Raw genomic sequence first — 24763 nt, forward strand, 5'->3', positions numbered from 1 at the left:
CGAGGGCCGGAGTGGACCATTTCGCCCACCCAGCAAGCGTGACGAATCGCGCGGAGGCGGGCCCGAGCTTCGTGCGTAAGGCACGACGAAGGGGTGGGGGCGTCGAGATTCTGTCTCGACTCCCCCACCCCTTGTCGCGTCCGGCCTCAGGTGGCGGTCGCTGAGCGGTTCAGTGCGTCAGTGCTGAGGGTCCCCCGCCGAGGCGGCTCCCCCGTTCGCACCAGGCCCACCATTGCCGGTCCCGCCGTTTCCGACCGTGCCGGTGTTCGACGCTGCGCCGGCGCCCTTGCCGTCGGCCACCTCGTCGAGGTCGACCTTGTTAAGCATCCTCGCGGCTGCATCACGACCGCCGAGGCCGAAGGCCAGGGCCGCTGCCGCGGCACCGCCGATGACGACCGCGCCGAAGGCGAGGTTGATGATCGAATCGGCCAGTCCCATGTAGCGCAGACCCATCGCGATGAACAGTGCGATGGCCGAGTACCGCAGGACCTTCGACGCGAGATTGTTCGTGATGAACTTCCCGATGATCGCGGCGATGAGGAAGCCGGCGGCGATGATCGCGGCGCCGAAGAGGACGCTGCCGCCGAGGTCGAGGATCTCGTTGAGGATGTTCGTGATCTCTTCGAAGCCGAGCATCCGGGTGGCCATGATCGCGAAGAAGATCATGATGGCGACCTGGACGATGCGGGTGATCACGTTCGAGGCGCTGGTTCCTTCGGGAACGATGCCGATCTCATTGATGGCTTTGTCGGTGCCGATGCCCTCGAGGATCTGCTCGAGCAGATTGCCGAGGAACTTCGCGATGACGAAGCCGATCGCCAGCAGGATGCCGGCGGCGATGATGAGCGGTACCGCATTGAGGAAGATCTGCAGCATCTGCTCGGCCGGACCCGAGATCGCTTCGATGCCGAGCACCTGCAGCGCGGAGATCGCGACGACGATGATGATGATCCCGAAGACCAGGTTGCCGATGAGGTTCGAGATCTTCGCGTTCGCCTCGGCGTTCGGGTTCGGAGCGTAGCCGGGCTGCTGCGGGTGACCCTGCGGCGGCATTCCCTGCTGGCCCTGGGGAGGCTGACCCTGGGGCGGCATCCCCTGCTGACCCTGGGGAACCTGCTGAGTGACATCGTGCTGAGGCCGTCCGGAGTTCGCCGAACCGTCGACCACGCCGGTGGCCTTGTCGCCAAGTGAGCGGAACTTCGACGTCAGCTTCGTCAGATCGACGGCATTGAGTGCCGTCTGAACGAGCTGCTTGGCGATCTTCGCGAAGACGTAGCCGATGAAGAAGATGAATCCCGCGCCGATGATATTGGGCAGGAATCCGAATATTCCATCGAGCAGACCCTGCAGCGGTGTGAGGACCTGATCGAGTTCGAAGAGCTGGAGGACAGCGATGAGTCCGAGCAGCCAGATGACCAGTCCGGATATCTGTCCGACCGATTTTCCGATCTGCTGTCCGTTGCTTCCGTCCTTCTGAAGAGCGGGCACCTTCGTGACGAGTTTGCCGATCGCCCATTTGACGATGGCGGCAAGGATCCAGGTGACGATGAGAATGACGATTGCCAGTCCGACCTTCGTCAAGACCGACCATATGTCTTGGCTTTGCATGTCGCTTTTCTCCTTCGGCTACAGCGAATTGACAAGGCGTTTTTTCGCTTGCTGTTTTGGAGTCTATTCTTAGCGAACTTTCAGAACAAGGTTTTCTGACCGATATCCGATTCACGAAACCACACATGTGAACGCATCGCACCGCTGTCACAGACGAACATTTCAACGCGTTAACAGAATGTTCATAAACCGATCACGATTGCATATCGAAGCGCCGATACAACCGGTCGACGGGCCGCCGGCAATCGCTCGACCCGCCTGCCGACCGGCACCGACGCGCCGTCAGAATTCGAGCGGAAGATTGTCGATGAGGTGGGTGCCGCCGACGGTTGCGGAGACGAGCAGCAGCGCAGATCCCCGGAAGTCCGGACCGCACGGCTGCAGCGTCGCTTCCTCCACGAGACTGAGATAGATGAGTTCGAGATCCCCGCGCCGAACCGCATCGTCGATCACCGCCCGGGCCGCGTCTTCGACTTCTCCCGGCAGGCCCCCGCCGGAAGCTTCCGCGCCCGCCCCTCGAGCCACCTCGGCCGCGGCATCGAGGGCGCGCGGAATCGCGAGCGCACGAGCCCGATCGGACGGTGAGAGGTACTCGTTGCGGCTCGACATCGCCAGCCCGTCGGCGTCGCGGACGACGGGCAGACCGATGAGTTCGATATCGAAGTTGAGATCGCCGACCATACGCCTGACCAGGCAGAACTGCTGGATGTCCTTGAGCCCGAACACAGTGAGATCCGGGTCGACGAGGGTGAACAGCTTCGCCACCACGGTGAGCACGCCGTCGAAGTGACCGGGCCGTGCCTCACCCTCGAACACCGCACCCATCCGCCCGGAGACGACCCGGACCTCCGGTGCCGATGGGTACATCTCACCCAACGCGGGAGCGAAGACGAAGTCGACCCCGGCCTCCTCGCACTTCTCGAGGTCTGCGGCGAACGGGCGCGGGTACTGCACGAAGTCCTCGTCCCGACCGAACTGCAGAGGGTTGACGAAGATCGACGTCACGACGAGGTCGGCCTCGGCGCGGGCCCGGGTCATCAGCGCCTGGTGACCCGAGTGCAGCGCGCCCATCGTCGGCACGAGTCCGACCCGACCGGCCTGCCGCGCCCGCCAGGCTCGCAGCGCCTGGATGCCGCCGACCTCCATCAGTCGAAGCTCCTCTCGGGTTCGGGGAAGACTCCGGACTTCACCTCGTCGACATAGGTCCCGACCGCCTCGGTGAGCACGGAATGGAGATCGGCGTAGCGCTTGACGAACCTCGGCGCGCGTCCCGTGCGCAGCCCGGCCATGTCCTGCCACACGAGTACCTGCGCATCACAGTCGGCGCCGGCACCGATGCCCACGGTCGGAATGTCCAGCTCGGCCGTGACCTGTCCGGCCAGACCGGATGGCACCATCTCCATGACCACGGAGAACGCACCCGCCTCGGCGACGGCCCGAGCATCCTCGAGCAGCGCATCACCGGCTCCGCCGCGACCCTGGACCTTGTACCCGCCGAGGTTGTGCTCGGCCTGCGGGGTGAAGCCGATGTGCGCCATGACGGGGATTCCCGCGTTCGTGAGCGCGCGGATCCGCGAGGCCATCCGCACCCCGCCTTCGAGCTTGATCGCGTGGACGCCGGCTTCCTTCATGAACCGCACGGCCGTGGCCACGGCCTGTTCGTCGGAGACCTCGTAGCTGCCGAAGGGCAGGTCGGCGACGATGAGGGCCCGTGACGTCGCCGAGGCGACCGCGCGGGCCAAGGGAATGAGCTCGTCGACGGTGACCGGCAGGGTCGTGTCGTGGCCATAGACGTTGTTCGCCGCCGAATCGCCGATGAGCAGGGCCTCGACGCCGGCCTGCTCGAACAGCGCGGCCGTGTACTGGTCATAGCTGGTCAGCATCGCCCAGCGTCGACCTTCGGCCTTGGCCTTGATGAGGTCGAGGGTGCGGATTCGCCGAGGTGGGGCCGCCGGCGCGCTGCCCGCGTCGCCTGCGCCGCGGGCAGCGGTCCCGGAGGGCGCGGTCGCTGCCCCGCCGTACGGGGACGGCTCTTCGGCCGAGGTGGTGGATGCTGTCTGGTTCGAATGTGCCGCTTCGGGCATGAGGATCCTTCGGAGGTGCGATGTCGTCAGTGTCGGCGCGGGCGGGGTGAGGCCTGTGCTCCGGTCGGAAGCGACAAGTCCTCTCACGGGGCGCCCACCGCAGTGCGCATCGACTCGGTTTGCGAGCCAGACCACAGCCTAGAGCATCCGCCGCCTCCCCGGCCATCTCCCCAGCGCCCGTCGGCGCGATCGTCGCCGTGATCGTCGGCGCCGCGCCCACCAGCACCTTCGCCGCGCCGATGCGGAACCCGGAGTTGTACATTCCACGGCCGCAGGATTAAGCTCAAATCTGCGCAAAGCATTAAATCAACTTTGAGCAAAACTTGGAACGAAGGACGATGATGACCACGACAGCTTCGATCGAACTCACCCTCAAGGACATCTCTGCCGGCCGCAAGGGCGACGACATGTGTTCGACGGAGCTGCTCGATGCCCCGTGGGACGTCGACGAACGTCCCGGCTACGGTCCCGGCGCCTCGCTGTCCGACCCGATCCCGGCCCTCGCCCCGCGGCAGGGCGAGATCCCGGAGGAGTACAAGCAAGCGTCGCCTGAGGAGCTCGACGCCCGCATTCGCAGCGCCAAGGCCGCCCTCGGTGATCGGGTCGTCATGCTCGGCCACCATTATCAGCGCGTCGAGGTCGTCTTACACGCCGACTACATCGGCGACTCGTTCATGCTTGCCCAGGCCGCCCAGCATCACCCGGAAGCCGAGGCCATCGTCTTCTGCGGCGTGCACTTCATGGCCGAGACTGCCGACCTGCTCTCGAAGCCTGAACAGTCGGTCATCCTGCCCAACCTCGCCGCCGGCTGCTCGATGGCCGATATGGCCTCGATCGACCAGGTCGAGGACTGCTGGGAGCAGTTGGCCGAGGTCTTCGGCACTGCCCCGGACGCTGACGGCCGCGTGCCGATCATCCCCGTCACGTATATGAACTCCTCCGCCGCGATCAAGGGCTTCTGCGGCCGCAACGGCGGCATCGTGTGCACCTCGTCCAACGCCGAGGTGGTCCTCGAGTGGGCCTTCGAACGCGGGCAGCGGGTCCTGTTCTTCCCCGACCAGCACCTCGGCCGCAACACCGCGGTGAACATGGGCATCGGACTCGATCAGATGCCGCTGTGGAACCCCACACGCCCACTGGGCAACAACACCGCACAGGAACTCACCGATGCCCGCGTCATCCTGTGGCAGGGATTCTGCTCCGTGCACAAACGCTTCACCCCCGCCCAGATCGCCAAGGCCCGGACCGAGCACCCCGATGTCCGCGTCATCGTCCACCCCGAATGCCCGCGCGAGACCGTCGAGGCCGCCGACGAGTCCGGTTCCACCGCGTACATCACCAAGGCCATCGCCGAGGCGACCGAGCCGACCACGTTCGCCGTCGGTACCGAGATCAACCTCGTCCAGCGGCTCGCCGCCGAATATCCCCAGCACGAGATCTTCTGCCTCGACCCCGTCATCTGCCCGTGCTCGACGATGTACCGCATCCACCCCGGCTACATCGCCTGGGTGCTCGAATCGCTCCTCGCCGGCGAGGTCGTCAATCAGATCTCCGTCGACGCCGAGGTGGCCGAGCCTGCCCGCGTCTCCCTCGAACGGATGCTCGCAGCGAAGCCTCGGATCTGATGAGCACGAAACCGCAGCGGCCGATTCCGTTGAGTTCCGACCACCCGACCTTCCAAGCGACGGGCCGGGTCGTCATCGTCGGGACTGGGATCGCCGGGCTGAGCGCGGCCCTGTCTCTGGCCGGTCGCCACGAGGTCACCGTGGTGACGAAGGGCAGCCTCGGTGAGTCGAACACCGCGTGGGCGCAGGGCGGGATCGCCGGTGTCATCGGCACCGACGACACTGTCGACTCGCACATCGCCGACACCCTGTCCGCCGGAGCCGGACACTGTGACGTCGATGCCGTGCGCACCCTGTGCGAGGCCGGTGGGGAGGCGATCGTCTCCCTCGCCGAGGCGGGGGTCGACTTCGACACGGATCCGACCGGGGCATGGTCGCGCGGGATGGAGGGAGCACATTCGCATCCCCGGATCTTCCACGCTGGAGGTGACGCGACCGGACAAGCCATCACCGCGGCCCTGACGACACGGTTGCGCACCGAGGTGGTCGCCGACCGGGTGCGGCTGCTTGAGCATACGATGCTCATCGACATCCCAACCGAACACGACGCCACCGCATCCGGCGTGACCGCCGAAGAAGGCACCACCACCTCAAGTGTGACCACGTCCGGTGTGACCACCGAGGCGGGCACGCCCGAATCCGGCCGCGCCACTGGTGTCACCGTCCTGCGCGAGGGTCGCCTCGAACGGCTGGACGCCGAGGCGGTCGTGCTCGCCACCGGAGGTGCCGGGCAGGTCTTCGCCCATACGACGAATCCGGCTGCGGCGACCGGCGACGGACTGGCCGCGGCCATCCGAGCCGGCGCACAGGTGCGTGACCTCGAGTTCTTCCAGTTCCACCCGACCGCGCTGACCGGGCCCGGGTTCCTCCTCTCCGAGGCGCTGCGCGGGGCCGGCGCACTTCTGCTCGATGAGCACGGCCGCCGGTTCATGCCCGAGGTCGACGCGCGCACCGAACTCGCCCCGCGCGATGTGGTGGCGCTGGCCCTGCACCGGACCTCGGCGGCTCAGGACGGTCGCCCCTGCTTCCTCGACGCCCGAAACGTGCCCGACGTGGCCGCGAGATTCCCCAGCATCACCGCAGGCCTGGCCACTAACGGCCTGGACCCATCAACCGACCTCATTCCCGTCACTCCCGCCGCCCACTACTTCATGGGCGGGGTGGCCACGGATCTCGACGGTCGCACGAGCATCGACGGTCTCTTCGCCGTCGGTGAGGTCGCGTGCACCGGAGTCCACGGCGCGAACCGGTTGGCCTCGAACTCGCTGCTCGAAGGAGCAGTATTCGCCGGCCGCGCGGCCGCTGCCATCACCTCCCAGCTCGGCAGCACCGGGTCGCACTCGTCCGGAGGCGACCTCGCTGACGATGACTCACCGTTGATGCACCGCGACCACGATCCCTTGCGCTCCCCGATCCGTGCTTCGCACCGTTCCATTCACGAATTGCACCAGACGGCACTGACACGAACCCAGCTGCAGGCTCTCACTTGGGACAACCTCGGTGTCGAACGCACGGCCACGGGCCTGCGGACCCTGCTCGACCGCCTCTCCCACGCAGACCTCCCGCACGAAGAACTCCCGCACCGACACCTCCCTCACGAGTCGCTCATCGAGGCATACGAGACCGCGAATCTCGCACTCATCGCCGAACATATGGCTCGGCATGCGCTGGCACGGGAGGACAGCCTCGGCGCACATGCCCGCACCGATTCCCTCCCCGCAGCCGACGGCTCACGGACAGACGCCGACGGCACACGGCCGGGCACCGTCGACCCACGCGCCGAACGCACCGACACTGCGCACCGCACCGACCCCGCGCACCCCACCGACATTGTTCCGACTCACCCCGCACTTCAGGAGGCCGCCGCATGCTGACCACCGCGACCATCGACGCCGCGCTCCGGCTCGCCCTCGACGAGGATGCCCCCTGGGGCGACATCACCGGGGAGACCTTCATCCCGGCGACCGCCTCGGCGAGGGCCGAGCTGCGCGCACGGGAAGATGGAGTGCTCGCCGGCATCGAGGTCTTCGCCCGCGCGTTCACCCTGATCGACCCCTCGGTCACGGTCGACCTCGCCGCAGCCGACGGCGACGATTTCTCAGCCGGCCGGCTTCTCGCCACCGTCACCGGGCCCGCCCGAGCGGTGCTGCGGGCCGAGCGGATCGCGCTGAACTTCTGCCAGCGCATGAGCGGCATCGCCACCCAGACCAGGGCGTATGTCGATGCGGCCGTCGGCCGTGCCCGCATCGCAGACACCCGCAAGACCACACCGGGTCTGCGCGCCTTCGAGAAGCACGCGGTCGTGTGCGGCGGCGGACACAACCACCGGTTCGGACTCTCGGATGCGGTCATGGCCAAGGACAACCACCTCGCTGTCCTTGCTGGTGAGGACCGCAGCATCGCCGATGCGATCCGCGACGCCCGAGCCCGCCTGCCGCACACGACGACGATCGAGGTCGAGGTCGACCGCCTCGATCAGATTCCGGACGTCCTCGACGGTGGGGCCGACATCATCATGCTCGACAACTTCACCACCGACGAGCTGCGCGAAGGCGTCGACCTCATCGCCGGCCGCGCGATCGTCGAGGCCAGCGGCAACGTCACCCTGGACACGATCCCGCAGATCGCTGACACGGGTGTCGACGTCATCTCCTCGGGAGCCCTGACCCACAGCGTGCGCGCGATCGACCTCGGCCTCGACCTCGTACTGGACAACACCAACCCAATGCCCGCCGACCTCGCCGCAGCACGGGAGAACTGACATGGACGGTGCCCGCCTCTACCTCGACACCGCCTCGGCGGCCCCCGTGCGCAGGGAGGCCATCGAGGCGGCGTGGCCGTATCTGGTCGGTGCCTTCGGCAACCCGTCGAGCCACCACGAGATCGGGCGCCTCTCCTCCGAGGCCCTGACCGATGCGCGCACGCGGGTGGCGCGGGTGCTCGGCATGCGGACCACCGACATCACCTTCACCAGCGGCGGCACCGAGGCGGACAATCTCGCGATCATCGGCATGGCCCTCGGTGCACGGACGGCGGCCCCACCTCGGCGGCACATCGTCACCTCCCCCATAGAGCACGAAGCGGTGCTCGCCTCGGTGGAATTCCTCCACCGGATCCACGGATTCACCGTCACCGAGGTGGCTCCGGACTCCGATGGCACGATCACGCCCGAGGCCCTGGCCCGGGCGGTCCGCCCTGACACCGTGCTCGTGAGCCTCGGTTATGCGAACAATGAGATCGGCACGGTCGCCGACGTCACGAGCCTCGCCGGCATCGCCCACGAGGCGGGGGCGCTGTTTCACACGGATGCGGTGCAGGCCGCCGGCTGGCTGCCGCTGGCCGGGCTCGGCGTCGACGCGCTCAGCCTGGCCGGGCACAAGGTGGGGGCGCCGAAGGGCATCGGGGTCGCCGCGATCCGTGCCCGCATCCCCGTCGAACCTCTCATCCACGGCGGCGGTCAGGAGGCGGGGCGCCGCTCGGGCACGGAGAACGTGGCCATGGCCGTCGCCCTCGCCACGGCCCTCGAACTCGCCGAGGCGGAGCGGACCGAAGCCGCCGAACGTGTCCGAGCCATTCGCGATGATTTCATCGCCGAGGTGGTTGGCGCCGTCCCCGGTGCGTTCCTCATCGGCAGCGCCGAATCGCGCTCACCGAACCATGCGTCGTTCTGCTTCTCTCGCACCAGCGGTGAGGCGGTGCTCCTCGAACTCGAACGCCTCGGCGTCACCGCGTCGAGCGGATCGGCGTGCGCGGTCGGCGACGATGAACCCTCGCATGTGCTCACGGCACTGGGGATCGCAGCGGAGGTCGCGCAGACGAGTGTGCGCTTCACCTTCCCGTCCTCGATCACGGCCGAACAGGGTCGCGCCGCCGCCCGCGCCGTCGTCTCGGCAGCAGAGAGTCTGGCATCGTCGTTCGCGTGATTGCGACCTCACCGACGGGTGACTTTGACCACGGTGCGCTCAGCAAGTGGGATAGCCCCTATCTTTCTCCGTGATTTGGGGCGAGACTGAGAATGTCGAATCGAACCGGGTGTGAGGGGGCCGCCATGGATCTGCTGATACTGTTCATGATCGCTGTGATGTTCACGACCGTTGTGTTCTTCATCGGTCGGTTCGCCTGTCCGAAACATGACCGCGTCCCCCTGATCGAGGTCGACCACGTGCTGCTGTGGACGACGCTGCGCCGCGGCTGGCACGCTCTCGGGTCTTTCGGTCCGATGACGCACTACCCGGACGACCCGGCAGGCACCGCTCGCGCGTGAGGTCCTGAGCCACTGAGCCACGCGCGTAAGGCCCTGAGCTACGTGCTCGGTGCCCAGATCCGCGCCAGTGAGGCACTGAGCCGCCGACTTCCCCCGTTGTTAGAGTGGCAGGATGCCTTCCTCTTCTCAGCCACGCCGGAACTCGCCCGGAGAGGTCGCCGCGCTCGTCTTCGCCGTCGGTTCGATGCTCGTACTCACCGGTGCGGCGGTGTGGTTCTGGATTGTTGCGCCCGAACCGGTGCCCAGTCATTTCGATGCCGCGGGTCGGGCCGATGACTGGTCGTCGAAGGCAGGAACCTTGGGAATTCTGCTTCCGCTGGGCCTCGGCATCTCGACGGTCTTCTCGATCCGGTGGATCTGGGAGCGAGTGCCGGCGGCATTCCTCAACATCCCGCACAGAGACTACTGGCTCGAAGCGGGCAATCGCGGTTACCTCTTCGACTGCCTCATGGAGTTCATGCGCATCACCGCGGGCCTCGTCGCACTGCTGTTCGCCTCGGTGCTCGTCATTATCATGCACGAGGCGCGCAGCTCGACGGTGCCAGAGTGGATGACGTTCGTCCCGACCGCGGTCTTCCTCATCGCAACGGTCTTCGCCGTGTGGCGACTCCTCCACAGGCTCCGCCCGCCGAGATGACCGATGGAGCCGATCGCGTCAGACGGTCGCGTCCTGCGGCAGGAAGACGGAGACGTCCCAGTTCTGCATCGCATGCGCCGAGGCCCAGAAGTGCAGTTCGTACACGCAGGCCTGTTCGAAGGCCGCGCGCATCCGGGAAGCCTCCTCGCTCGGGGCCTTCGCGAGTTCCTGTTCGAGGATCTGCACCGCGTGGCGGGTCGATTCGTCGAAGTCAGGCGAGTCGTAGGTCTGCACCCAGGTGCGGTACGGATGGTCCTCGGTCATCTGTCCGGCTTGTTCGACGAGCACCTTGCCCATGTGGGCATAAACCCAGAAGCACGGCAGCACACCGGCCACGCCTTCGCCGTAGGAGCGACTGGCAGCCGTGGCGATGAGGAAGGACACATACCCGAGCGTCGTCGGTGAAGCCTTGAAACGGGAACCTGCCTCGTTGAGTTCGGTCAGGGCGGTCGCCAGCCGCGAATCGGCGAGCAGCTCTTCGTGCATTCCCTCTTCCACGGTGATCGCTTCGGCGGCCGAACCCGCCCAGAATCGGGACTCGTCACGGTCGACGGTCTTCGCGGCGAGGAACGACATGGCCTTCGCGTAGCCGTTGAGGTAGAGGCTGTCCTGGGAGATGTAGTTGACGAAGGCGCGCGCGTCGAGGCTGCCGTCGGCGAGCTGAGCGAGGAACGGCAAAGCCTCGATCTCCTCGACGATCGGGCGGACACGGTCCCAGAGCTGGGCAGTCAGTGGTCCGGCGGAGAAGTTGACGGTCATGGGAACTCCTTTGTACTCGTGCGACGTGGGTGTGTTCGTGTGCTGTGTGTTCGTGTGACGTGGGACGGTGATTCGCAGCGAGGTGAGTGCTGCTCTGGGCTGATTTGGTCAGGTCTGGACTGGTCAGGTCTGGACAGGTCAGGCGGGTCGGCCGCGGACGATGTCGACCTGGTGGTCGACGGGTCCGTGCGCTCCCTCGGGATCGAGGCTGACCTGCCAGTCAGCGGCCGATTTCAGGGCCCTGGCGAGGTAGTCGAGGGCATTGCCGACGGCCTCGCCGAGGAGGTCCGGCCCGATCGCTGTACGTTCGCGGCCGAGGACGGCCACCTCGGCGGTGATCGCGGCCGAGAGGGTGCACCCGGTTCCGTGTGTGTTCGCAGTCGCCACGCGGGGGTGGGTGAACTCGCGGATCTGTCCGTCGCGGGTGGCGAGGATGTCGAGCACGTCCCCGTCGCTGCCGTGCCCGCCCTTGAGCAGGACGGCACCCGGACCACGCTCGAGGAGGCGAAGCGCCTGGTCACGCATCTGTTCGGAGGTCTGCGCCTCGGGTTCGTCGTCGGAGAGGAGCAGTGCCGCCTCGGGGAGGTTGGGGGTGATGAGGTCGGCCACGGGCAGCAGGTGGGTACGGACCGCGTCGACGGCGTCGGCCTCGAGGAGACGGTGTCCGGAGGTCGCGACCATCACCGGATCGACGGTGTAGAATCCGAGCCTGCCCTCGGCGGCGCGGGCGACGACGAGCTCGACGAGGGACCGAGTGCCGAGCATCCCGGACTTCGTGGCGTCGATAGGCATGTCGGTCAGCACCGAGTCGAACTGGTCGGCGACGAAGTCATCGTCGATCGGGTAGACCCGGGACACCCCGTGCGTGTTCTGCGCGACGAGGGCGGTGATCACGGTCGTGGCCAGGGTCTTCCGGGCGGTGAAGGTCTTGAGGTCGGCGTGGATGCCGGCGCCGCCGCTGGGGTCGGTGCCGGCGATGGACAGGGTGATCGGCGGGCGCGTGCTCATGCTTGGTGCCCGCCCGATCCGTCAGTCCATGAGGATGCGTCAGTCCATGAGGATGCGTCACTTCCCGTGGCCGACTCATCACCGTCGGCGAAGGCTGCGAGCAGCGCTTCGGCCGCGGCGGTCGGATCGTCGGCCGTGCAGATCGCCGAGACCACGCAGATCCCGATGAGTCCGCGTCCGCGCAGCTCAGGGGCTCGATCGAGGCTGATCCCGCCGATCGCGACCGCCGGGATCCCGGCCTCGGTGACGAGTTCGCCGAGGCGGTCGGGTCCGATTCCCTCGGGTGCGTCGGCCTTCGTGGTGGTGTCGAAGACCGGTCCGATGCCGACGAGGTCGACGACGCCGGAGTCGCGGGCCGCGGCGAATTCGGTGCTGTTCGCGGCCGAGAGACCGATGAGCGGTGCCTCGCCCAAGGCGGCGCGCACCTCGGCGACGGTGGCATCAGTTTGGCCGACGTGGATGTGGATGTCCTCGCCTTCGTCGATGAGGCGGCGGGCCACCTCGACGCGGTCGTTGAGGACGACCGGCACGGTGCGGTCGGTGCCGCGGGTGGCGGTGTCGACGGCGGCGATGACCTGGCGGGTGAGCGAGTAGAAGTCCCCGTCGTCGATGTCCTTGTCGCGGACCTGGACGATGCCGACTCCCCCGGCGACGGCGGCCTGCACGGTCTCGGCGACGGTGCGGCCGGCCGCTTTGCACTGGGCGGAGTCCGTGACGAGGTAGAGGCGGGTGTCGATGCCGGCGAAGCGGTCGGTGGCGTGCACGCTGTCGGCGATGTGCGCGGATCCGGCGGTCATGCTTGGACGCTTTCGCCGGCATCGAGCACGCTGAGGCTCACCCGCGCCTGCGCGAGCTGGTCGCCGGTGACCGCATGGAGCGCGTCGAGGAAGTTCACCGAGTAGCTGCCCGGCCCCTTCGCCCCGTCGGCGGCGAGTTCCCCGGCGACCGCGAAGTGGGCGTGCGCGGCGACCACGGCTTCGAACCTCGCCGAGGCGGCTCCACCGTCGGCGGTGTGCTCGCCTGCGTCGACGGCCGAGGCGTCGGCATCAGGATCGGCCAGTCCGCTGCGGGCGGCGGCGAGGTAGGCGCCGGTGACGGCACCGAGGGAGCAGCCGGTGCCGATGACCAGCGGCATGAACTCGCAGCCTCCGTCGATGCGGGCGACGTGGTCGGTGCCGTCGATGTGGGCGACGACGGCGTCGGTGGGTCCGGAGACCGCGACGATCGCGCCGGTCTTTCGCGACAGTTGAGCCGCGGCGGGAAGGACGGCGTCGACCTCGTCGGTGGAGTCGACTCCGCGTCCGCCGAGGCCGACTCCGGCCAGTGCGGCGATCTCGGAGGCGTTGCCGCGGATGGCTGTCGGGTGGTCGGCGGCGGCGCGGCGGATGCGCGAGGTGCGGAAGTCGACGGCGCCGACGCTGACGGGGTCGAGGACCCAGGGTTTGCCGGCGGCGTTCGCGACGTCGATGGCGGCGTCGGCGGCAAGCAGCTGATGGTTCGAGGCGGTGCCGAAGTTGATGAGGATTCCGCTCGCGATGCCGGCAAATTGTCCGGCGTCGGCCTCGTGGTCGAGCATCGCCGGGGAGGCACCCACGGCCAGGAGCACGTTCGCGCTGAATTGCTGCACGACAGTATTCGTGATGCATTGGATGAGCGGGTTGGACGCACGCAGTCGTGCGTTGGCAGAACGCAGGTCGAAGTCAACCATGACGATCCCTTCGCTAGTATGGCCCAGATCAGGTTCGATGGGTGTTCTCTCAGCCTCGGTGTCCTCCATGCGCAGCTCTTCGGCGCGAACGGATCCTCATGAGGCACCCCATGTCATTGGCTCCGACTGTATCAGCCCGGCCGAGGCACGGCGACCACGCGCCTCGCGCTTCCTCCCAGTTGACCTATTGTCCTGAGGCCACTTCGCCGACCGCTCAAGTCAGCGACGCTGTACCGCGCTATGCGGTGAGCGGTCGGCGGCAACTTGAGCGGTCGGCAAACGGCAGACGACAGTGACCACCTATCCCCGGCCGACGTACCTCTGGCCGCGGCGGCTGAGCGCGTCGATGACGACGGCGGTGAGCAGGACGAGCGCGGTGATGATCTGCTGCGCATCGGAGTTGAAGCCGATGAGGTAGAGACCGTTGTTGATGGCACCGACGACCAGTGCACCGAGCACTGCCGCCCACGCGGTTCCACGACCTCCGAAGAGTGAGGTGCCGCCGATGACGGCCGCGGCGATCGCATTGAGCAGGTCCTGCGTGCTCACCAGCGTCGATCCCGCATTCGTCGTCACGCCGGTCTTGATGAAACCGAACAGTGCGGCCAGGACTCCGGCGGCCATGAACACGCTGATGCGCACCCAGGTCACACGGATGCCTGCTCGCCGGGCCGCCTCGACCTTGCCGCCGACGGCGTAGATCGAGCGGCCGTAGCGGGTCTTACGCAGCACGAGGTCGATGACGATGGCGATGACGATCATGAGGAAGAACGGCATCGCCAGCCCGAAGTCCTGGTTGACGAGGATGAGGAACCCGAACACGATCGCAGCCAGCAGCACGATGCGCACGATCACCGAGGTCCAGCTCGGTGCATCCAGCCCTTCGCGGTGCCGACGCAGCTTCGAATAGATGATGCCGGCGCCGAAGCCGATGATCGCGATCGCACCGAACACGTACGCCCAGATAGCCGGGAAGTAGAAGCTGGCGAAATCGAAAGCGAAGGTGTCGGACATCGACAGGTTCTTCTGCGTGCCCAGGGTCGTCAGCGTCAGACCGGTGAACGCGAGGAGACCGGCCAAGGTGACGACGAACGCCGGAATGCCGACGACGGCGAAGAACCAGCCCTGGATCGCACCGACGACCAGCCCGAGCAGCAGCATGATGATCAGAGCAAGCGCCGGCGGCACACCTTGCCGGACGACGAGCACACCGAGCAGCGAGGCGGCCAATCCACCCAGCTGCGCCAGCGACAGGTCGATCTCACCGAGCAGCAGGATGAGGTTGATGCCCAGCGCCAGGATCGCGAGGAACGCCACCTGGGTGGAGAGGTTGACGAGGTTGGCCGGAGAGATGAAGTTGGAATCGGCCGATTGGAAGACGATGACGATGACGACAAGAGCGAGGATGACCGGGAACGACCCGAGCTGGCCCTCTTTGACGCGGCGGACGAACGTACCGACGAGTCCTTCGGAAGAGATCCTCTCGTCAGTGATGAAGGAATTGCGGGTCATCGACGTTCACCCCTCCGTGCCGCGCGCTTGGTCACGACGTTGTCACTGGCTCCCGTGATCGCGGCCACGAGCACATCTGTGCGTTCGTCACCAGGGAAGTCACCGGCGTCCTTGCCCAGGCGCAGCACGTGCACCCGATCGCACACGGCCTGCACGTCGGCCATGTTGTGGCTGACGAGCAGCACTCCCAGGTCGCGTTCCTTCAGCCTCTCGATGAGGTTGAGCACCTCGGCCGTCTGTGCCACACCGAGGGCGGCAGTCGGCTCGTCGAGCATGACCAGGGAGGGTTCGCCCAGCAGCGAGCGAGCGATCGCGACCGTCTGGCGTTGTCCGCCCGACAGCGCCGCGATCGGGACCCGCACACTCGGGATCTTTGCCGACAGGCTGCGCAGCAGCTCCCAGGATTTGGCTTCCATGTCCACCTCGTCGAGCACGCCTCCGCGGGTCTTCTCGTGCCCGAGGAAGAGGTTGGCGACGACGTCGAGGTTCTCGCACAGGGAGAGGTCCTGGAACACGGTGGCCACTCCGGCCTTCTGCGCGTCCTTCGGTGAGGAGAATCTCTGTGCCGCACCATTGATCTGAAGTTCGCCTTCGTCGGCGGCGTGGACTCCGGCGATGACCTTGATCAGCGTTGATTTGCCGGCGCCGTTGTCGCCGACGAGGCCGACGACCTCGCCGCGGCCGACGGTGAGATTGATGTCGGTGAGGGCCTGCACAGCCCCGAAGCGTTTGTTGATTCCGCGCAGTTCGAGCACGGTGTCATTGCCGCCGCCCGGTGCCCGCGAAGCAGCGGGTGCGGGGTCGGGTGTCTCAGATGTCATCTGTTCCTACTTGTCACTGTCGATGGTCCGACTCTGGGTGGTTCCGGCTGCCGGCACCTTGACGGGTGCCGGCCGCCGGGACGGTCATGTCGTCTCTGCAGCGCTGCTGAGCCTGTTCAGATGCAGAACGGGCTCAGCTGCAGCGCCGGATCATTTCACTCCGGCGTCCTTGCAGAGCTTCTCGACGCTTCCGGAGCAGATGTCGTCGGCCTTGATCTGATCGCCGACGATGTCCTTGATGTTGTCCTTGGTCACGACCTTGGCCTCGACGAAGTCCGTCGGGGTGTCCTTGTAAGTCGTTCCCGCATCGACGTCCTCTCCGCCTGCGAGAGCGACTGCGGCCTTCGCCGCGAACTCGGCCTGCGGCGGGATCGACTTGTAGATCGTGGCGAACTGATCACCCTTGAGGATGTTCTGCAGTCCGTCGACCTCGGCGTCCTGACCGGTCACGACGGGTTCGACCTTGGCCTTCTTCGTCGCGGCGATGACACCGCCGGCCGTGCCGTCGTTGGCCGAGTAGATCGCGATCGGCTTCTCACCGTTGCCCTGCAGCTGACCTTCGACCCATTGACGAGCGTCGTCGGGGTTCCAGTCGAGGGTGTCGTGGCTGGCGGCGATGTCGACGCCGGCATCCTTGAGGGTCTCTTCGGCACCGGCCTTGAAGTCCGCGGCGTTCGGGTCTTTCGGGTCGCCGTTGACCATCCACACCGGACCTGACTTCGGGTCGACGCCGGCATCCTTGAGTCCGTCGAGGACGGCCTGGCCCTGCAGGTTGCCGATCTTCTTGTTGTCGAATGAGGTGTAGTAGTCCGCGCCCTTGAAGAAGCGGTCGTAGGAGATGACCGGGATCTTCTTCGCTTCGGCCTTCGACAGCGCCGAGGACACCGCTGAGGCATCGACCGGGTCGAGCACGATGGCGTCGACGCCTTCGGTCACTGCGGCTTCGAACTGCTGTTGCTGCTGCGTCGCGTCCTGGTTGGCGTTGCGGTATTCGATCTTCGCATCGGGGTTGGCCTCGGCGACGTACTTCTCGAAGTTCGGCTTGTCGAGCGACTCGTACCGAGTGGTCTTCGACTCGGGCAGCAGCAGCGCGATGGTGACGTCTCCGTCGCCGCCGGAGCCGCTGTCGGCTTCGTCGTTGCCCTGGCCCTTCTGATTGCCGCAGCCGCTGAGCGCGAGAGCGCCGATCGCGACCGAGGCACCGAAGAGGGCCAGCTTCCTGTGGGACTTAAGGTTGTGCCTCATTGTGAACCTTTCAATCATTCTGACAACGTTGTCAGGCTGTTGAATATGATTCGCCCATCGGCCCCCGGTGTCAACTGTTTCGCGACGAAAGTCTTCGCGCCTGCTCGGGCAATTCCTCTCCGCTGCCCCGGGCGATGACGCGAACCGGAAAGACGTCTTGTCCCAGTGATGCACCGTCACCGAGGCGGCCCTCCCCTTCACCGGCACCCCCACCGAGGCGGCCGTCCCCCTCCCCGGTCGTGACCTGGAGACGGCGGACCGCCTCGGCGACCATGGTCTCGACGTCGCGATCGATGACGGTGACGTCGAGGAGTTCGGCGGTGGGGAAATCGTCGATGCCCACCAGCGCGGGCCATTCGTCGAGACGGCGACAGGCGTCGATCGCGCCCTGAGTGAGCGTGGCCGACAGAGTGATGAGTGCGCTCGGGGCGCTCCGGGAGCCGAGCCAGGCGGCGACGACGTTCTTCGCGCTGGCTTCGTCGTGGGCGTCTTCGCGCATATAGGCACGCCACCCGACATCGTGGCGGCCGGTGAAGGCGGATTGGATGCCTTCGAGCCGTCGGGTCGTGATGAGCGAGGTCGAGTGGTCGCCGATGACGCCGAGGGCGATGTGTCCGTGGTCGAGCAGCTGCTTGGCGGCCAGGCGGCCGGCGTCGACCTCGTCACCTGCGAGGATGCTGATTCCGTCCCCGCTGACCGCAGGGTCGAACGACACAATACGGATCCCCGAGGCGGCTGCGGCGCGGGCGTAGATGTCGCCGGCGTCGGGGTGGGAACGGACGACGATGATTCCGGACAGGTCGTTGGCGAGACATTCGTCGACGAAGGCCTGTTCACGCTCGGGGTCGTCGCCTGCCACCGTGACCACCGGGCGCAGCTCGACGGTCGCAAGTTCTGCCTCGAGGGCGGAGAACACTCGAGCCTGGAAGGCGTCATCGGCGTCGGTGAGGACGATGCCGATATAGGGCGATCGCCCGCCGGCGCGCAGCCTTTTGGCCGTGGGGTTGAGGCGGAAGCCGAGTTCGGCCGCGGCGTCTTCGACCTTCTCGGCGGTGGCTTGGGCGACGTGCTTCTCCCCGTTGAGGACGCGGGAGGCGGTCTTGATGCTCACTCCGGCGCGGGCAGCGACGGTGGCCAGGGTCGGCCGATCGTTCTGCTTCGCCATGAGCACGCCTTCGAGTCTGGGGGCTGGTTCGAGCCGCCGCGCAGCGCCGCGCGGTCGAGCATAGGAATGATACTAACCGCTGGCGGACCGAACGGACCGCGTGGCCGGTGTCGCGATGATTCTCGCCTGGCTGATCTGCGGGCCGTTGATACCCATCCCATTGGCATGGTCACTTGCCTTGCTGATCGTCCGGAGACGTACCCAGCAGCATGGCGCGGCAACTGATCACTCGTCGAACTACTGACGGCAATCGCCGAGGTGGGGCACTGTACCGGTGCCCCACCTCGGCGGGGGAATCGCCCACAGGTTCAGCGGGCCACGGGGTTGTCCATGGAGCCGGCGTAGAGCAGGGATTCGGCCTGATTGCCGATGTCGACCATCTGCTTCGTGTTCTTCAGCTGCAGGCGGTTGAGGCACGAGTGGGCGAAGGACTCGGCACGCAGGTCGACGTCGCCGTTCACCCCTCCTGCCGCCTCCGGGTGCGCGGCTTCGTACTCGTCGAGCACCTCGGCGACGACGGTCCAGAACTGCTCGGCCGGCAGCAGCCCGTCGGCGTCGAGGATGCCCGAGAGGTGTCGCAGAACGCCGTCGAACATGTCGGTGAACACCGACAGCGCCTTCTCCTCCCCCGGCACGACGGCGCGGATGCGCTCGACGTCGGCGGGCAGTTCGCGGTGGCCGAGCACGGCGACCTCTTCGCCGATGTCCTTCATGAACGCCCCGGTCACCGTGTGCTCGTCGAGGACGAGGATGAGGTTCTCCCCATGCGGCATGAACACAAGGTCGTGTGCGAGCAGCGCGTGCACCAGCGGGTACAGGTACGCCCGCAGGTAGGACCGCACCCAGGCCGCAGAATCCTGCCCCGAGGCGCGGATGAGCTCACCGGCGAAGGAGACTCCCTCGTGGTCGCGATGCAGCAGCGCGGCCATCGTGATGAGCTTCTGACCTGGCTCGATCTTGTCGAGAGGGTTCTCTCTCCACAGGGACGCGAGCATCTTCCGGTGCGGGTTCGTCTCCTTCGTCCGGTGGTAGACATCTCCTGTGTAGCCGAGCGCGGCACGTTCCCGCAGCACCCGGAACCCGGCGCCGGCGAAGGTGTCATCGGAGCCGATGAGGTTTGCGACCCAGTCGTTGATGGCCGGAGTGTCGCGCATGTACTTCGGTGACAGGCCGCGCAGGAACCCCATGTTCTGCACGGCGAGCGCAACCTTGACATACGGAGCACCGGTCCGCGAATGGTTGAAGAATGTGCGCAGCGACTGCTGTGCCTGATGCTTGTCGAGTCCGGCCCCCAGCGGCAGCAGGTCCCCGCGGGCGATGTCCGCGGCGAAAGTGATCGCCAGCCGGTGATCGGCCTGCCACGGGTGGATCGGCATGAGGTGGAAGTCAGCCGGATCCTGCCCTGCCGCCCGAATTCGGGAATCGAACAGCTCCCGTTCGCCGTCGCTGAGAGCCTCGTCGAGGTGGCCGGGCTCGTCGAGCCCCTCACCTAGGGAGAGGTGGCTGTGGTCGCGTCTGACGGCCACCCATTCGAGACGGTTGAGTTGTCCGTTCTCGGGCGCCCACTGGCGGAAATCGGACAGCCCGAATCCGATGCGGCCGTTGTTCGCGAGGAACCCGGGGTGGCCTTCGGTCATGGCCGCCTCGGTGGTCTGGAAGTCTGCGTCGACGAGCTCGTGAGAGTTCGGTCGGCGTCCGGCCCGCGCGTCCTCGAGTTTAAACGCGGCTCCGGCCAGGGTCGAGGCGAGTTCCTCGAGGTACGTCGAGATGAGATCCTCGGGAATGGCCAGTGCGTCCTGGAGTTCGACGACGAGTTCCTGCGCGTCGAGCGGAACCTCGGTCTCGCCCTGCCGACGGGTGATGCTCGCTTCGTCGATGAGCCAGTGCTCGAGTGGCAGGACGCGGGCGGCGAACGTGTACAGCGTGGCACCGTCGATGCTCAGCTCCCAGGCACCCCCATCGGCGCCGACCCGCACCGGGGTGATGAGTCGTTCGTGGGCGAATTCGGACAGAGCCTTGGCCACGAGGTGGCGCTGCACGACGGCGAAGGCGTCGGCATTGAGGTGGGCGTAGGCGTCGGGCGTCGCACCGCCTCGGTGATCGTCGGATCCGATGAGCGGGGCGAGTGCGCTGCCGGCGAAGTCGGCACGCGTGCACACGCTCACGAGCGCCTGCTTCTCGATCTCGCCCATCATGATGGTCGCCTCGGTAATCGGGGTGAAGCCGGCGGCCCGGTTCTTCTCGATGATCGCGTCGTTCCGGGCGTCGGGTTCGACGACGACGCGCTGAGCTCCGCGTCCGCCCTGGTCAGTGGGCCTCAGGCAGAAGTCGATGACCTCGGCCATGATGCGGTCGGTCAGCCCGTGCACGGCCGGGCCGGCCGGGGGTGCGACGAGCAGGTGCATCCCGATGTCCCCGGGCCCGGTGGCCAGGACGCTCTGCGGGATGAGGCTGTCCGGGGTGTAGGTCTCGACGTAGAAGCTCTCGCGGCCGTCGACGGAGCCGACCCAGCCGGCATCGTCCGCGGAGTCGCGGATGCCCTCGAGGTAGGCCCGCACTCCGGCCTCGTCGAGGTCGGTCATCATCCAGTAGCGTGCCCGCGGGTGGGTGAGCCAGGCGTGGAGCGCCGCGGTGTCCCGGTCGACGTCGAGCGGTCGGATGGTCACCCTCGCCGAGGCGGCCGTGAGCTTGGCGGCCGGGCGCTGAGTCGCCGGGGGCGCGGTCGGATCCGCGGACGGTTCCGCAGCCGGCGGCGCGGCTGAGTCCGCGGCCGGTTCCGCACCGTTGGGATCCTCCCTCGCGCGGGCCGCGGCGGACTCGCCTGTGGTGGTGGATCTCGGGTCGGTGATGAGTTCTGTGGTCATGCGTGTGACATCTCCTTGGAGTCGTCGAGTGCGAAGGCGGCGGGCACGGCATCGGATTCGTCGGTCGGTACGCCGAAGGTCTGGAAGGCGATGCGGTGCTCGAGAGGATACGGTTCCCTGCCGGTCACCTCGGCGAGCACCACCGAGGCCCGCCACGGACCGAAGCCGAGGTCGGGTGCGGTGACGCCGTGGGTGTGCTCTTCGCCGTTGAGGACGTGGATCGTGCCCTCGTCGTTGATCGAGTAGTGGCGGCTGACGTCGAGTCGGCCGCGTGAGTCGAGGCGCACCTCGTCGCCGAGCGGGGCCAGGAAGTCCGGCACCCGTGACTTGTAGCCGGTGGCGGCGATGACCGAGCCGGACCTCCGGGTGAAGGTCTCGTTCAGCGCCGTGTTGCGGAAGCCGAGCAGGTATTCGCCGCTGATCGGGTCGACCTCGGCGGTTTCGAGTTCGGCCTCGGAGACGAGGTTCGTCAGCAGTGTCCGTCCGCCGCGGCTGAGCCGGTAGAGGGTGTCGTGGATGTCGTCGACGAGGTCGCCGGAGATGCCCTTGTACAGGGTGCGCTGCTCGCGGCCGACGTGTTCGCGCAGCTCATCGGGCAGAGCGCGGAAGTGATCGGTGTACTCCGGGGAGGTCATCTCGAGGGTGAGCTTCGTGTACTCCATCGGGAAGAACCTCGGCGAGCGGGTCACCCAGTCCACACGCACTCCGCGGTCTTCGGCGTCCTCGATGAGGTCGCGATAGATCTCGGCGGCGGACTGGCCGCTGCCGACGATCGTCACCGCACCGGAATCGAGCAGCGCTTCACGGTTGTCGACGTAGTCCGCGGTGTGGATGAGCGGCCCGGCACCGGCCGCGCCCGACACGCCAGCCGGCTGGCCGGATCCGCCGGTCGAGCCGGCGGCACGACCCTCGGCCCGCTCTCCCTCCAGACCCTGCAGAGCGGGCGGCAGCACCGGCTGTGTGCCCACGCCGAGCACGAGGTGTCGGGCGCGGTAGGTCTCGGTCGTCACGACCGCATCGGAGTCGTCGGTCACCTCGGCGATGGCGGTGAAGATGCCGTCCTCCCTGGTCACGGACACGACGCGACGGTTCCACCGCAGCGAATCCAGCTGGGCGGCGACCCACCGGCAGTATTCGTCGAATTCGGCGCGCAGCGGGTAGAACGACTCGCGGATGTAGAAGGGGTAGAGGCGCCGGCGTTCCTTGAGGAAGTTGAGGAACGAGTACGGCGAGGTGGGGTCGGCCATGGTGACGAGGTCGGCGAGGAACGGCACCTGGATGGTCGACCCCTCGATCATCATGCCCGGGTGCCAGTGGAATTCGGGCCGCTGGTCGAGGAAGACCGCATCGACATCATTGAGCGGATCCGAGAGTGCGGCCAGGCCGAGTCCGAAGGGGCCGATGCCGACGCCGAGGAGGTCGTGGACGTGGGTGGAATGTGCGCTCAAGCTGCGCCTCCTTCGGTGGTGATGTGCCGGCCGGCGAGGATTCCGTGCCCGGTGGCGCGGACGAGGTCGAGCACTGCTGTAATGTCGTCGATGCTGGTGTCAGGGTTGAGCAGGGTGAGTTTGAGCCACGGTCTGCCGTCGATGGTGGTGCGGGCGACGGCGGCGCGGCCGGAGCGGAAGAGGACCCGGCGGATCATCGGCACGAGTTCGTCACACGCCTCGACGCCGGCGGTCGCCGGGGTGAAGCGGAAGAGCACAGTCGACAGATCCGAGGCGCCGAGGACTTCGAAGTCGGCCTGGCCCTCGAGCAGTTGCCGGACGTCGGCGGCGAGGTCGCAGACGGTGTCGAGCATCGACCCGATCTCATTCGCCCCGCGGGCCCGCAGCGTCGTCCACAGCTTCAGTGCGTCGAAGCGGCGGGTGGTCTGCAGAGACTTGTCGACCTGGTTGGGTTCGGCCTCATGCGACTGCGCCTCGGCTTCGGGGTTGAGGTAGTCGTGGTGGTGGATCGTCGGCGCGAAGAGGCACGCGTCCCTGATCAGCAGGGCCGAGGACGACACCGGCTGGAAGAAGGTTTTGTGGAAGTCGATGGTCACCGAGGTGGCCCGGCCGATCCCGTCGAGCAGGTGGGCACGAGCCGGGGCCCAGAGCAGGCCTCCCCCGTAGGCCGCGTCGACGTGCAGCCACACGTTCGCCGCTGCGCACGCCTCGCCGATGGGCTCGAGCGGGTCGATGACGCCGAGGTCGGTGGTCCCGGCGGTGGCGACGACGGCCATGGGGATCTGGTCGTTGGCCTCGATCGCCAGCAGGGTGGCGTTGAGGGCCTCAGCGTTCATGCGGCCGCTGGTGTCGGTCGGGACGGTGACAACCGCCTCGGCGTCGAGGCCGAGGAGGAAGGCTGCGCGGGAGACGGAGAAGTGGGCCTGGTCGGTGGCGAGGATCCGCAGCCGGGACAGGAGATCGGGGCGGGTCGTGGCACCCGGGCGGGTGGCGGGATCCGAGCCACCATCGCCCACCAGCCCGGCCATGACGTTCTCACGGGCGAGGAAGAGCGCCTGCAGGTTCGACTGGGTTCCGCCGGAGGTGAAGATTCCGTCGCCGCCGTCGAATCCGAGGTGTCCGCACGTCCAGTCGATGAGGCGGCGCTCCATGAGCGTGGCGACCTCGGACTGGTCGTAGGTGTCGACCGAGGTGTTGATGGCTGCGAGCATCGCTTCGGCGGCGACGGCAGGGACGGCCACGGGGCAGTTGAGGTGAGCGACGTAGCTGGGGTGGTGGAACCACACCGCGTTGTCAGCGTAGAGGGCGTCGACCTCGCGCAGGGCCTCGGCGTTGCCGACGCCGGGGGTGTCGAGATCGACGGCGTCGACAGCGGCCTGGAGCTGGCTGCGGTCATTCGCCGAGGTGGCCGCGTCGGTGGCGTGGAAACGTCGGCCGAGCGAGTCGACGACGTCATGCATGAGCGCCGTATACTCGTCGGCGCTGTGGGCACCGAGCAGAGCGTCGGTGCGAGAGTCGTTCGAACCCTGAGGACTCGAATCGGCGTGGGGAGTTTCGGGGGTGCGGAGGGGTGCAGCGGGTGGTGCCGCTTCGGTGTCAGAGAGCAGAGAAGTCGTCACTGTGAGGTTTCCTCCTTCGATGAGCGAACCGCGGAGCGCGGTTGGCATTAGGGAAACCTACCCTAAGTGCAGCACTTTTCGAAGGGCGTTCGCCGGAGTTCACCGACTACGGGAGTAGCATTCTGACATGGGGCGATGCTGTCTTCCCCAGTGCTCCCAGGGCAAGGAGGCCCCGCCTACTACGGGTGCATCGCCTCAGAAATTCATCTCGTGGTCTTCCTCACACGAGCTCCGCTCGTCTGGCATCGTGAGACAGCGACGACGGCCGCAGTCATCGCTGTTCGCCTGTGCCGCAGCCGTTCACCTACGCGCAGCCACAGTTGGTCGGTGGCGACTGCGGTCGTCTGAGCGCCATCGCCGAGTTCCGGACGATCCGTGATGGATTTTCGGCCGTAG

20 protein-coding genes and 1 riboswitch are annotated in these 24763 nt (G+C 67.1%); of the genes, 6 read left to right on the plus strand and 14 right to left on the minus strand.

From position 1 onward, the window contains the following. Positions 1-177: 177 nt before the first annotated feature. From J9314_RS14005 to panB, 3 genes are all read right to left on the minus strand, one after another. Complete coding sequence (locus tag J9314_RS14005) at positions 178-1608, minus strand: mechanosensitive ion channel (RefSeq protein WP_210602972.1); 1431 nt, start codon at positions 1606-1608, stop codon at positions 178-180. 282 nt (positions 1609-1890) lie between these two features. Beyond that, the gene (gene panC / locus J9314_RS14010) at positions 1891-2754 is read right to left on the minus strand and encodes a pantoate--beta-alanine ligase (protein WP_210602973.1); all 864 of its coding nucleotides are present in this window, start codon (positions 2752-2754) and stop codon (positions 1891-1893) included. Then, positions 2754-3692 carry a 3-methyl-2-oxobutanoate hydroxymethyltransferase gene (gene panB / locus J9314_RS14015; protein ID WP_210602974.1) on the minus strand — a complete coding sequence of 313 codons (939 nt, stop codon included), beginning with the start codon at positions 3690-3692 and terminating at the stop codon, positions 2754-2756. The genes panC and panB overlap by 1 nt, the downstream gene beginning before the upstream one ends. A gap of 341 nt (positions 3693-4033) precedes the next feature. Between panB and nadA the strand changes: the two genes are divergently transcribed. The 6 genes from nadA (at position 4034) to J9314_RS14045 (ending at position 10218) form a co-directional block, all read left to right on the plus strand. Continuing rightward, entirely contained in the window at positions 4034-5317 is a 1284-nt protein-coding gene (gene nadA, locus J9314_RS14020) for a quinolinate synthase NadA (RefSeq protein WP_210602975.1), read from the plus strand. Further along, positions 5317-7191, plus strand: coding sequence for an L-aspartate oxidase (gene nadB, locus J9314_RS14025; protein WP_210602976.1), 1875 nt, complete (start codon positions 5317-5319; stop codon positions 7189-7191). The genes nadA and nadB overlap by 1 nt, the downstream gene beginning before the upstream one ends. Beyond that, entirely contained in the window at positions 7185-8078 is an 894-nt protein-coding gene (nadC, locus tag J9314_RS14030; RefSeq protein ID WP_210602977.1) for a carboxylating nicotinate-nucleotide diphosphorylase, read from the plus strand. The genes nadB and nadC overlap by 7 nt, the downstream gene beginning before the upstream one ends. 1 nt (position 8079) lies before the next feature. Then, complete coding sequence (locus J9314_RS14035; protein ID WP_210602978.1) at positions 8080-9240, plus strand: cysteine desulfurase family protein; 1161 nt, start codon at positions 8080-8082, stop codon at positions 9238-9240. A 125-nt stretch (positions 9241-9365) separates the two neighbouring features. Then, a complete protein-coding gene (locus J9314_RS14040) occupies positions 9366-9581 on the plus strand; it encodes a hypothetical protein (RefSeq protein WP_210602979.1) in 216 nt (71 codons plus the stop codon). Between the two features lie 112 nt (positions 9582-9693). After that, positions 9694-10218, plus strand: a complete 525-nt coding sequence (locus J9314_RS14045; protein WP_210602980.1) for a DUF1648 domain-containing protein — start codon at positions 9694-9696, stop codon at positions 10216-10218. An 18-nt stretch (positions 10219-10236) separates the two neighbouring features. On the opposite strand, the gene J9314_RS14050 is transcribed toward J9314_RS14045, so the two are convergent. The 11 genes from J9314_RS14050 to J9314_RS14100 form a co-directional block, all read right to left on the minus strand. Next, a complete protein-coding gene (locus J9314_RS14050; protein ID WP_210602981.1) occupies positions 10237-10977 on the minus strand; it encodes a TenA family protein in 741 nt (246 codons plus the stop codon). A 138-nt stretch (positions 10978-11115) separates the two neighbouring features. Continuing rightward, complete coding sequence (thiD, locus tag J9314_RS14055; RefSeq protein ID WP_210602982.1) at positions 11116-11985, minus strand: bifunctional hydroxymethylpyrimidine kinase/phosphomethylpyrimidine kinase; 870 nt, start codon at positions 11983-11985, stop codon at positions 11116-11118. Further along, positions 11982-12782 carry a thiamine phosphate synthase gene (thiE, locus tag J9314_RS14060; RefSeq protein ID WP_210602983.1) on the minus strand — a complete coding sequence of 267 codons (801 nt, stop codon included), beginning with the start codon at positions 12780-12782 and terminating at the stop codon, positions 11982-11984. Before thiE ends, thiD begins: the two co-directional genes overlap by 4 nt. Beyond that, on the minus strand, positions 12779-13693 hold the full coding sequence (gene thiM, locus J9314_RS14065; RefSeq protein WP_210602984.1) for a hydroxyethylthiazole kinase: 915 nt from the start codon (positions 13691-13693) through the stop codon (positions 12779-12781). Before thiM ends, thiE begins: the two co-directional genes overlap by 4 nt. Then, positions 13681-13814, minus strand: a riboswitch (TPP riboswitch). It overlaps the preceding gene by 13 nt. 179 nt (positions 13815-13993) lie before the next feature. After that, the gene (locus J9314_RS14070; RefSeq protein ID WP_210602985.1) at positions 13994-15205 is read right to left on the minus strand and encodes a sugar ABC transporter permease; all 1212 of its coding nucleotides are present in this window, start codon (positions 15203-15205) and stop codon (positions 13994-13996) included. Further along, entirely contained in the window at positions 15202-16026 is an 825-nt protein-coding gene (locus J9314_RS14075) for an ATP-binding cassette domain-containing protein (RefSeq protein ID WP_210602986.1), read from the minus strand. Before J9314_RS14075 ends, J9314_RS14070 begins: the two co-directional genes overlap by 4 nt. A 150-nt stretch (positions 16027-16176) precedes the next feature. Continuing rightward, complete coding sequence (locus J9314_RS14080) at positions 16177-17271, minus strand: substrate-binding domain-containing protein (RefSeq protein ID WP_210602987.1); 1095 nt, start codon at positions 17269-17271, stop codon at positions 16177-16179. A 70-nt stretch (positions 17272-17341) separates the two neighbouring features. Next, on the minus strand, positions 17342-18436 hold the full coding sequence (locus J9314_RS14085) for a LacI family DNA-binding transcriptional regulator (RefSeq protein WP_210602988.1): 1095 nt from the start codon (positions 18434-18436) through the stop codon (positions 17342-17344). A 308-nt stretch (positions 18437-18744) separates the two neighbouring features. Continuing rightward, positions 18745-21300, minus strand: a complete 2556-nt coding sequence (locus J9314_RS14090) for a GNAT family N-acetyltransferase (RefSeq protein ID WP_210602989.1) — start codon at positions 21298-21300, stop codon at positions 18745-18747. After that, positions 21297-22748 carry a lysine N(6)-hydroxylase/L-ornithine N(5)-oxygenase family protein gene (locus tag J9314_RS14095; RefSeq protein WP_210602990.1) on the minus strand — a complete coding sequence of 484 codons (1452 nt, stop codon included), beginning with the start codon at positions 22746-22748 and terminating at the stop codon, positions 21297-21299. The genes J9314_RS14090 and J9314_RS14095 overlap by 4 nt, the downstream gene beginning before the upstream one ends. After that, a complete protein-coding gene (locus J9314_RS14100; protein WP_210605691.1) occupies positions 22745-24208 on the minus strand; it encodes a pyridoxal phosphate-dependent decarboxylase family protein in 1464 nt (487 codons plus the stop codon). Before J9314_RS14100 ends, J9314_RS14095 begins: the two co-directional genes overlap by 4 nt. Between the last annotated feature and the right edge of the window lie 555 nt (positions 24209-24763).

The organism is Brevibacterium oceani (assembly GCF_017948325.1).
Taxonomy (GTDB): domain Bacteria; phylum Actinomycetota; class Actinomycetes; order Actinomycetales; family Brevibacteriaceae; genus Brevibacterium; species Brevibacterium oceani.